9 protein-coding genes are annotated in these 10,037 nt (G+C 65.3%); 3 read left to right on the forward strand and 6 right to left on the reverse strand.

The annotated features are described in order from the left end of the window. The 4 genes from SE92_RS19115 to SE92_RS19130 all read right to left on the reverse strand — a co-directional run. Positions 1–882: protein-L-isoaspartate O-methyltransferase family protein (locus SE92_RS19115; protein WP_245324644.1), on the reverse strand; the 882-nt coding region annotated here is incomplete at its 3' end. Continuing rightward, positions 848–1,990: a GNAT family N-acetyltransferase gene (locus SE92_RS36745; protein WP_063197452.1), complete on the reverse strand. Its 1,143-nt coding sequence runs from the start codon at positions 1,988–1,990 to the stop codon at positions 848–850. The genes SE92_RS36745 and SE92_RS19115, both read right to left, overlap by 35 nt. A 101-nt stretch (positions 1,991–2,091) precedes the next feature. Continuing rightward, positions 2,092–3,444 carry an O-antigen ligase family protein gene (locus SE92_RS19125; protein ID WP_063197454.1) on the reverse strand — a complete coding sequence of 451 codons (1,353 nt, stop codon included), beginning with the start codon at positions 3,442–3,444 and terminating at the stop codon, positions 2,092–2,094. Positions 3,445–3,447: 3 nt separating this feature from the next. Next, the gene (locus SE92_RS19130) at positions 3,448–4,545 is read right to left on the reverse strand and encodes a glycosyltransferase (protein WP_063203630.1); all 1,098 of its coding nucleotides are present in this window, start codon (positions 4,543–4,545) and stop codon (positions 3,448–3,450) included. 243 nt (positions 4,546–4,788) lie between these two features. Here SE92_RS19130 and SE92_RS19135 point away from each other — a divergent pair, with 243 nt between their 5' ends. Next, positions 4,789–5,781, forward strand: a complete 993-nt coding sequence (locus tag SE92_RS19135) for a glycosyltransferase (RefSeq protein WP_063197456.1) — start codon at positions 4,789–4,791, stop codon at positions 5,779–5,781. Positions 5,782–5,784: 3 nt separating this feature from the next. Here SE92_RS19135 and SE92_RS19140 read toward each other — a convergent pair whose 3' ends face one another. Beyond that, positions 5,785–6,813, reverse strand: coding sequence for a glycosyltransferase family 2 protein (locus SE92_RS19140; RefSeq protein WP_063197458.1), 1,029 nt, complete (start codon positions 6,811–6,813; stop codon positions 5,785–5,787). A gap of 6 nt (positions 6,814–6,819) precedes the next feature. Next, positions 6,820–7,044 (reverse strand): hypothetical protein, encoded by a 225-nt coding sequence (locus SE92_RS35960; protein ID WP_157095559.1) that lies wholly within the window; start codon positions 7,042–7,044, stop codon positions 6,820–6,822. Between the two features lie 163 nt (positions 7,045–7,207). Here SE92_RS35960 and SE92_RS19145 point away from each other — a divergent pair, with 163 nt between their 5' ends. Together SE92_RS19145 and SE92_RS19150 are read left to right on the forward strand one after the other, a co-directional pair. After that, on the forward strand, positions 7,208–8,008 hold the full coding sequence (locus SE92_RS19145) for a class I SAM-dependent methyltransferase (protein ID WP_063197460.1): 801 nt from the start codon (positions 7,208–7,210) through the stop codon (positions 8,006–8,008). Between the two features lie 288 nt (positions 8,009–8,296). Then, positions 8,297–10,037: GumC family protein (locus SE92_RS19150; RefSeq protein ID WP_063197462.1), on the forward strand; the 1,741-nt coding region annotated here is incomplete at its 3' end.

Below are 10,037 nucleotides of genomic sequence, written 5' to 3' on the forward strand. Positions count from 1 at the left end.
TTCTCTTCGCAACGACTGAACGCTTTCCCATCCTCTTGCGAACGCCTCGCTCAATCGCCGGCCGGCCTCCGCATCCTGTAACCCCGCGCAGCCGATGAACTGAGCCCGGCCGAGGAATTTCGCGGGCCAGATCGCCCCGCCATCCGGGCGCGTGATCATCAACATACCGCCAAGCGTGCCCTCGGGCGCCAACGGAAAAACCAGTCGTCCACCGGGCCGCAAGGCATCGAGCCATTCCATCGCCGGCTGCGCCGCGCCGGCGCAGACATAGATCACGTTCGCGGCGGGCAAATCGGACGCGATGCCCGAACGCTCGCGCACGTCCACATGGGCGATGTCCTTCAGATTGTCCCGTGCCAGCGCGGCGAGACGCGGGTCGATTTCATAGGCGTGGACACGGCCGCCGGATCCGACGAGGTGAGCGAGGATCGCGGTGTAGTAACCGCTGCCCGCTCCGATCTGGATCACGGTCTCCCCTTCCCTCACCGCGCACCCGCTCAGCCAATAGGCGTGTGCGCTCGGCATACCGATGTTGAGGCTGCGCGCGCTATCGAGCGCCAACAATGCATTCTGGTAGATGAAGGCAGGATCGTCGTCCGGCGTCACGACATAGGGATGGCCGCCGAAGGAGATCGACCACGGTCCGGGCCCGACGAAAGGCTCGCGCCTGACGGACCGAAAGGCCTGCTCGATGCGTGGATCAGCAGCCTTCGCCGCGGCGCAGATCAGCTGCGCATAGAACGCGCGATATTTTGTCGAACGATCTTCCATGTCGCCCTCCGAAGCGGCGGCGACGATAGCACATCGATTGCGATGTTCGAGTGACCTTGCGATCCGGAGCTCGACGCTAACGCGTTCCCTTGCCCATGGCCCGTGCGGCAAGGGCGGCGACCGCGGGATAGCGGCGCAGGCCCTGCGCGGCGTGGTCGCGCCATGCGTAGGGCAGGCCGCGCCAGGTCAGCGCGACGCTGACGTCGGTCAAGGGCACCCGCTCGGCGCCGAAGCGCCGCTTGTAGTCCTGGTTGCCGATGCTGAGGTCGAAGCGGCGCACGCCCTCTGCATGCAGCGCGGCCATGGTGCGCTCGGCGACGAGCAGCCCCGGCGAGCAGTTCGCCCATGGATCGCCGCCGTGGCTGATGCGGAGCAGGTAATAGGTCGCGCCATGCGTGACGCCGAGCGCGGTGGCGACGACGCCGTCGTCGCACACCAGCGCCGAGACGACGGCATAACGCTCCGCAATGCCCCGGCGAACGACCTCGCGATAGAACCGCGCATGGGCCGCGTCGTTAAGGACGAACGGCGAGCCGAGCTTGCGCATGCGCGCCTGCTGCTGGACATCCATCACGTCCATCAGTTCATGCGCCCGCGCGACATCCGTGGCGATTTCGAACCGGGCACCGGCGTGACGGGTGAAGACGCGCCAACTCCGCGGCATCTGCATGCGCTTGATCGAGGCCTGATAGTCCGCATAGTCGTCGCCCATCAGCACGAGATTGCCGTTGAGCGAGGAAGATCCGATGCGCCCCATCGACACCAGCGGGTTCGGCCTGCCGCCGACCTCAACCGGCATCTTCCGCAGCCGCAGCAGATCGAAGCGATCCGGCAAGGCACGCAAGCCCTCGACCAGCGCCTTGCCGATTGCACCCGCCGCCGCGCCCGGAGTGGCACCTGGTGACAGGATCGGCGCATTGTTGTCGGAGACGCCGAGATCGGCGAATTCGACGATGCGGATGCCGCGCCTGACGTGGCTGATCATCGGCACCATCGCGATGTCCTTGCCGGTGGCGGCATCGGAGATCACGGCAATCAACGGCGCGACGTCATCGAACGCCTGGTACCAGGGACCGAGCCAGTAGCCATGCTGGAAAGCGGTACGATCTGCGGCAGTCAGGCGCGACGCGGCCTCGCGCCAGTCACGCACGAAATCGATCGCGATGTCCGAGGTGCCGGACACAAGACCATCCAATTGCTCGACGCCGACAACCGACATCGGCGGGGCATACGATTCCTGGGTGTTGCCGGATAGATCATGTTTTGTCGCAGACCGGCTTATCGTTAAGCTATTACCACTGCCGACAGACGCGATAGCTTTCATGGCGCCGGTTCCGTCTGCGCGACGCATTGGAACCGCGCCAGGAAGTGCAGGCCCGCCACCGCCAGAGCGAACATGAACCAGATCGGATTCTGCCGTTCGAGCAGGAAGGTTTCGGTCGCTCCATAATACAGGCCGAACAGCCACACGGTCAGGAACAACTTGGCCAACGCGCCACTGCGATTGTGGGTTTGGGCCGACTGAAAATTGCCGAGAGGCGCAAGCACGAAGACGAGGATCACGAGCAACAGGCCCGGCAGGCCGATGGTGACCGCGAGGTCGAGATAGCTGTTGTGGCTGTGCGCCGCCGACGTCGCCCATTCGGCGCCTTGGGCGGTCTGCCGCGCCGTGACGTCGTCCCAGAAAGCCGCATAGCCGTGACCGGTGATCGGCTTCTCGGCGACCGCCGCGAGCGCGAATTCCCAGATCGCGGAACGGCCGGTGAAAGTGGGATCGAGCGGCAGCAGCCGCGTCATGGCCCCGAGCGCCGGGCTCATCACGCTGCCGACCGTCAGCAGGTTCATGACGATCAGCGGCACGAAGCAGATGATCCGCTTCAGCCACAGGCCGGGCGTGAGATAGACCAGCGACGCAAGCGCGTAGATCGCAAGGCACAGCACTGATGAGGTCTTGCCGCCGGTGAAGATCAGGAAGATGCCGGCGAGCGCTGCGATCACGGGTCCCATCACGAACGAGCCCACGGCAGACAGATAGATGCCGACATAGACCAGGATGGTCATCACCGGCGAGGCGACGTTCTTGTGACCGAAGCTGCCGCGCCAATCGCCGGCGAGCTGCGGCTCGCCGATATCAAGCGCGGTATGGATCGAATATTGCGGCGCGAGGACAACGCCGAGATAGCAGAGCGCGAGCAGCACCAGCGCGGCGGCGCCCAGGCACAGATTGAAGCTGCGCTGCGTCGGCGGCAACAGCGGCAGCAGGATGGCGAGCGACGTCACGCTGGCGAGAAGCACGAAGCGCTGGATCGACACACCGCGGCTCTCGGAAAGGACGATGTTGATCAGCAGCCACCCGACGAGACAGAGATGAAGCGGCGTCACCAGGCTCTTCAACGCCGGCCCATCCGTGGTCGCCACGAACAGCACCGCAACCACAGCCAGCAGGCCCCAGGACAGATAGGCCAGCGCCATTCGTCCACCGACGATCGTGGTGACATCGGCATTGCGCAGGTCCGGAAAGGGATCGAGCGTCACCAGCACCAGCAGCAGCGACGCGACCGCGACGAGACAGCGTGCGGCCTGCACGGCATTCAGCTGCGCCAAGCCGTCGCGCATGATGCGGCCCAACGATCGGGCCTCGAGCTCAGTCATGTCGGCGGCGCTGCGGGTCATGGCTCAGGACATCTGGTGCCGCTGGTGGAGCTCCAGCTCCGGGCTCGATGCTGTTGAGCGCTCCTCAACAGACCTGCCGGAAGCCTGCGCCGGCTGCCGCACGATGCCTCGCGCAATCTCGTAATATTGCAGCGCGCGTTGCTCGAGCGTGAGATTGTCCAGGATATAGCCCCGCGGATCGAACGCACCCGCAATACATCCGGCCCAGAAATCGTCCCAGCCCGCTTCGAACTGCGCGACGTCCAGGAACTTGGCGCCGCAGCGCTCGTCCCAATACGGCACCGAGGACACCGGTGCGAACTGCACGCGATGCGGATAGTAATCGGGGTCACGCCATGGGCCGCCCGGATCCCAGGCGAATACAGGCACGCCGCAAGACAGCGCCTGCTGATAAGCGATGCCCTGGCTTTCGTTCTGGCACAGGAAGATCATCGCGCGCGATCTCGCCAGCGCGGCCTGAAATTCCTCTTCCTTGTAGCTGCCATAACGCAGCTCGGTGAAGGAGCGGCCCTCTTTTCGCAGGCGGGCGCGGACGGGCTCGATCAGCTCCGGCGCGTAGCGCTCGCGGTCCCAGTGCACCTTGTCGTAGATCAGCACATCGAAGGTCTTCTGGGAGGCGCGCGATGGCGCCCACAGATCCGTGTCTATGCCGATCGGCCAGGCCTCGGTGTCGGGCCAATGCGGCCGGTACATGTCGACGTACCAGGGGCCGGGCACCACGACCTTCTTCACCGGCAGACGCTTGAACAGATCAGGGTCGTCGAGCGGATGATTGTGGGCGGCGACGCCGAGCAGGATCGGGTTTTTCCAAGCGAACTTGTCGAGCAGGAAGGTGCGGCCGATGATGCAGGCGAGCTCATCAGGATGCTGCGCGATGTAACCATAATCGTTGACGCGGTAGCGGATGCCGAGCCGGTCGAGCCCTGCGCAGAGATTGAGAAACACGCGAAGCTGGCCGCTCATGCGCGGCTCGCCGAGCAGCAGGCGGCGCGCCATGCGCCGCAGATGCCGGTCGCCGGGGAACCAACGATCGTCCTTGTCCTCGTAGAAGAGGTTGAGGATCATCGCATTGGGGTCGTGTTCGAACGTCTTTGCGGGCACTGGATCCATCCGCGTCAACCGGTTGCGCATTCTCGCATGGGACCGGCCGCCGCTCTCCTCCAAATCTGCCACAGGCTTAATGCCAGTGGCTTAACGCTAATTGACGAAACCGCGCCGACATACGCCTTCGCGTCAACGATCAGGCCGTAATGCAGGTATCATTCGCGAGAAGACAATGTTGCGATCGATCGCCTCATCGATCCTGCAGACGCGCCCTGGTTAACAGACTCTTAAAGGCGAGCCGTGGCTCAGATCACCGCCGAAGACGTTCTCGATTTGCCGGCCTCCACACGCATCGTTCCGGCAGTGCGCCAGCCGCTGCCGTCGAGCTCGCCCAATTCGGTATCCGTCGTCATTCCCGCCAAGAACGTTGCGGCCTATGTCGGCGAAACTCTCGCCAGCGCACTGGCGCAGGGCGAGGTCGGCGAAGTGATCGTCGTGGACGATGGTTCCACCGACAAGACCGCCGCGATCGTCCGCGGCATTCGCGATCCGCGACTGCGCCTGATGACCAATGATTCCGCCGGCGTGTCGGCCGCGCGCAATCTCGGCGCACGTCATGCAAGCGGCGAATGGCTGCTGTTCCTCGATGCCGATGACCGCCTGCGTCCGGGCGCGGTGGCTGCGCTGCTGGCGGCGGCGCGCAGCGCTCCTCGCGCCGTCCTGGTCTACGGTGACTACAACACGATCGACAGCGAGGGACGCCAGATCGGGCGGCGCGACCTGCTGAAGAGGCGCCGCAAGCCATCCGGAGACGTGCTGACACGGCTCGCGGCCGGCAATTTCATCGTCAATGGCGGCATCGCGCTCGCGCGCGCGGAAGCGTTTCGCGCCATCGGCGGCTTCGATACGTCGCTCAGATATTGCGAGGACTGGCATTGCTGGTGCCGCCTCGCCGCGATCGGCGAGTTCGAATTCGCGCCAAAGCTGCTGCTCGATTATCGCCTGCACACCGCCAATACCATGAACGCCGCCGTGCGGACGCCGAAGGACTTCTTCCCGGCCATCGCGCGGGTGTTCGACGACGGGCTGATTCTGGCCAGATTACCCGAGGGCACAGCATCTGGCTTGCGCCTTGCCGCCGAACTTCATCTCATCACTTATGCGGCGATGCAGGCGGTTCGCTTCGGCCGATATCGGCAAGCCCTGGGTTATCTCGGAATGGTCGGCCGCCGTTCGCTCACGGCGCTGCCGCGCGCCGCGGCACGGACCGCCCTCGCGCGCTTCGGCATCTAGCGGTCACGACACGATCTTTGAGGCTTCATAGGGCTTCGGCGCGAAGCCGAACGCCGCGAGCATGGAGCCGAGCGCCACCAGCGCCGGATGCATGGCAACGACGGCTTTCGACGTCGTCAGCAGGCGGGCGGACCGGACCAGCGACAGCGGCAGCCGTCCGAGCATCTGCGCGAACACCCACGCGCGCCCGCTCAAGCCTTGAGCCGCCTTGGACTGCACGCGATAATTGATTGCGCCGATGCGCAGGCCGCGCTTTGCGATCCAGCCGGGGCTGGTGCGGCTTTGCGGCACGGTTTCGGTGATCACGGCCTCAGCCGTCCAGTGGAAGATCATGCCGGCATCGCGGCACCGTACGAAGAAGTCGCAATCGCCGCCGCCGAGGAAATTGAAACTGAGGTCGAAGGCGGGACGCTCGAACCGCTCGAAGGCCGCGCGTGTGATCAGGCAGTTGCCGCAGCCATAGATCAGCGGCACCGCGCCGGAATAGTCGTAGGCGGGACAGAAGGCTGGATGACGCGACAGCCACGGCTTGCTGTCGTCCTCGAAGACCGGCAGCACCGGCCCGCCGACCACGTCGGCACCGGTCGCCTCCGCGGTGCGCACCATCAGCTCGAGCCAGTCGGGCGAGGCGATCTCGTCGTCGTCGATCATCAGGAAGCGGGTGGCGGCGGGAAACAGCGCCTGCGCCGTCTCGAACGCGGCGTTGATCGCCTGGCAATTGCCCTGCCGCTTCTCGACGAGACAGACGCCCTGCAGCCTGCCCTCGGCCAAAAACTCTGCAGCAACCGGCGCGCTCTCGCGCTGCGCGGCATCGTTCTCGACCATCACGACGGCAAAGGAACGTGGGGTGCGCTGGTTCGCCAGCGAGTCCAGCGTCAACCGCAGATGCCGCGGACGGCGGAAGCAGGGAATGCAGACGACGATGCCGACCGACAGATCGAGAACGCGGGAGCTTGCCACGATCTCCCGGTTGGGATCGCGCACGGCATCCGAGATACGCATGGCGGACAGGTCTGTCGGGATCAATGTCATGACGTTCTAGATGTCCGAGATATGTTGAAAAAGCCCTGCTTCAATCACGCGTCCCGCGATGGCGCATCGCCGCGGGACAGATGCGTCCCAAAATGAACGGCTTATTGAGAGCGCAGGCCCACCTCGCCCGCCGATCTCCCGCTCGTCCCAAGGCAGCATCGCGCGTTTAACCGCTTTCGCGCGTTTCTCCCGCGAAACCATGCGCGCGTGATACTGCAATTCGCGGTCCATGCGGCGATCACGATCCAACATGAACAATGCCGTAGTTAATGCGTATGCGCATTAACCGGACCGTAAGCACTGCGACCGTTGAGACGCGGCGGCATCAGATTTGCTCTTCGGGCGAGCGAGTATTTTCCTGTAAATTTGATTAGAACAAGCGCGGTCAAAAAACATGAACAAGCCAGCCACGATCGATTTCGCGACAGCCACGGCGATCCATATCCCCGCGGCCGTTGCTCCCGTCCAGGCGCTGCACGATCTCGTCCCCGGCGAAGCCCGCGACAGCCTGCTCGCCGTTCACGACGTGCTGCGCCGCGAACTGCCGCAAGATCAACTCGCCATCTATGAGGCCGGCGGCGGCTCGTGCAGCGTCCTGCCGCCCGAGATGCTGGGCCGCAGCAAGGTCACCGTCGTCGATATCGACGAGGACCAGGTCCGCAACAACACCTACGCCGACGAGGCGATCCTCGGCGACGTGCAGACTTATCGTTTCGCCGGCGAGACCTTCGATCTCGTGATCTGCTACAACGTGATCGAGCATCTGCCCCATGTCGACGCCGCGCTCCTGAACTTCCGCGACGCGCTCAAGCGCGGCGGCATGATCCTGATCGGCGCGCCCAATCCGCGGTCGCTGTCCGGCATCGTCACGAAGTATTCGCCGCACTGGTTTCACGTCTGGTTCTACCGGCACGTCCGCGGCATCAAGGACGCCGGTCTGCCTGGCGAGCCGCCATTTCCGACCTTCTTCCACCCGCTGGTGACGCTGCCCCGGCTCGAAGCCTTCGCGGCCGCCAACGGCCTCGAGATGATCTACCGCCGCGAGGTCGAGAGCCCGCGCTATCCCGAGATGCGCCGGCGCAAGCCGCTGTTCGCAGCCCTCGTGGACGCCGGCGCCGCCCTGCTCAATACCATGCTGTCGCGCGGCACCGACGTCCGCCGCGGCGACTATCACGTCATCCTGCGGAAAAGCTGACCATCATGGCGCGCACGCGGCTCATCACAGAATATGCGGAGACCCGCAGCCGAGCCGTGCGCGGTAACGAACCGTTAATCTCCAGGGAGCCGCATAGCCGGCATCACGCGGACGCAGCGCGCAGTGGCAGTCGCTTAAACGCTTTGTTTGCCATTTCGGTGAATAGTCCCTCAATGAGTATGGTTAATTTTCCCTGTTGCGTTGATTGCGCCCCTATATCCCGGGGGCATGGCGTAGAGCGAAGAGTAACCCCTCAGCCTGCGGCATTTGGAATGAAAGCTGGGGATCATGCTTGACTATAACCAGCCGATCGATCGGGCGAGATCCGAGCCCGCGCAACAGAAGACTGCGGCCGGCTTCAACGTGCTGGAGCTCGCCAATCTGCTCTGGCGGCGCAAGATCGCGATTGCGGCGGCCGCGCTGCTCGGCGCAACGCTCGCGGTCACGATCGGCAAGAGTCTGACGCCCCGCTACACCGCCACCGCCCAGCTCTATGTCGATCCACGCGAGCTTCAGCTCGTCGACCGCGAGCTCACGCCGCGCGCGCAGGACGTCTCCGGCATGTCGATGGTGGTGGAGAGCCAGGCGCGCCTGATCACCGCCAACAGCGTCCTGCTCAAGGTGATCCAGCAGGCGGGTCTCGACAAGGATCCGGAATTCGGCGGCGGCGACGGCCGAAGCCTGATGTCGTCGCTGCTCGGCCTGGTCGGCCTGCAGCCTCGTGCGCCCTCCGCGGCCGCCAACAACGAGGTGCAGCTTGCCGCGCTCGAGGCGCTGAACAGGCACATCACCATCCGCAAGACCGAGAAGAGCTTCATCGTCGACATCGAGGTCTGGTCGACCGATCCGGCGAAGGCGGCGATGCTCGCCAACACGCTGACCAACGCTTACCTCGCGGAGTCCCGCAATTCGCAGGCTTCCGCCGCCCGGCGCGCCACCAACGATCTCTCCAGCCGCCTCAAGGAGCTGCGCGAGCGGCTGCGCAACGCCGAAACCGCGCTCGCCACCTACAAGGCCCAGAACAATTTCGTCGGCACCCAGGATGCGCTGATCAGCGACCAGCAGCTCTCGGCCAGCAACCAGCGGCTCTCCGCGGCGCGCGCCGCGACGATGGATGCCCAGGCGCGGCTCGACCAGATCGAGGCGAGCCGCCGGACCGCCGCCGATGCCGGCGCGATTCCGGAAGCCCTGCAATCGCCGACGATCGCGAATTTGCGCGCGCAATATGCCGATGCGCGCAAGAAATATGCCGAGCAGGCCGGCGAGCTCGGGCCGCGCCATCCGGCGCTGCGCCAGACCGAGAAGCAGGTCGAGGATCTCAAGCGCACCATCAGCGAAGAGATCGACCGCTTCGCCCAGTCCGCCAAGAACGATCTGACGCGCGCCCGCGACTTCGAGGCCTCGCTCAACCGGGCGCTGGAAGCGCAGAAGCGGCAAAGCGTCCAGCTCAGCCAGGCCGCCGTGCGCCTGCGCGAGCTCGAGCGCGAGGCCGATGCCAGCCGCGACGTCTACCAATCCTTCCTCAAGCGCTCCCGCGAGACCGAAGAGCAGGAGAGCTTGAACACTTCGGCGGCCCGAATCATCGGCGAGGCGACCGTGCCGCAGCGGCGCTCGTTCCCGCCGGCGATGAGCATGTTCGCCATGATCGGCTTCATCTTCGGCGCGCTCGCGGCCTCGAGCTGGTTCGTCGCGGCCGAACTGCTGTTCGCCGGCGCGGCCGCACCCGCTGCGCCGACGCCTGCCCGCCGTGAACGCACGCAGGCACCGCAGGCGTCGCGGTCCCCGGAGCCACCGCAGGCTCCTGGGGTTGCACAGCCGCAGCAGGCCCCGCGCGCGCCGGAAGTTGCACAGGTTCTGCCCGAGCTTGCCGCGCCGTCGCTGCAGCCGGCGATGATCGAAAAGCCCCTGATCGAGAAGCCGCTGATCGCGCGGCTCCAGGAGGCCGACGTCATCCACACGCTCGGCGCCATTCTTGCCACCGGCGGCGGCGTCGATCTCACCCGGCTGGGCTGGCCGACATTGCGGCCCG

This window comes from Bradyrhizobium sp. AT1, from assembly GCF_001590795.1.
Lineage (GTDB): Bacteria > Pseudomonadota > Alphaproteobacteria > Rhizobiales > Xanthobacteraceae > Bradyrhizobium.

Bases quoted from the DNA above. Each gene is read 5' to 3' on its own strand.
- SE92_RS36745 (WP_063197452.1), bottom strand. From the start codon at position 1,990: ATGTCGGTTGTCGGCGTCGAGCAATTGGATGGTCTTGTGTCCGGCACC.
- SE92_RS19125 (WP_063197454.1), bottom strand. From the start codon at position 3,444: ATGACCCGCAGCGCCGCCGACATGACTGAGCTCGAGGCCCGATCGTTG.
- SE92_RS19140 (WP_063197458.1), bottom strand. From the start codon at position 6,813: ATGACATTGATCCCGACAGACCTGTCCGCCATGCGTATCTCGGATGCC.
- SE92_RS35960 (WP_157095559.1), bottom strand. From the start codon at position 7,044: ATGGACCGCGAATTGCAGTATCACGCGCGCATGGTTTCGCGGGAGAAA.
- SE92_RS19145 (WP_063197460.1), top strand. From the start codon at position 7,208: ATGAACAAGCCAGCCACGATCGATTTCGCGACAGCCACGGCGATCCAT.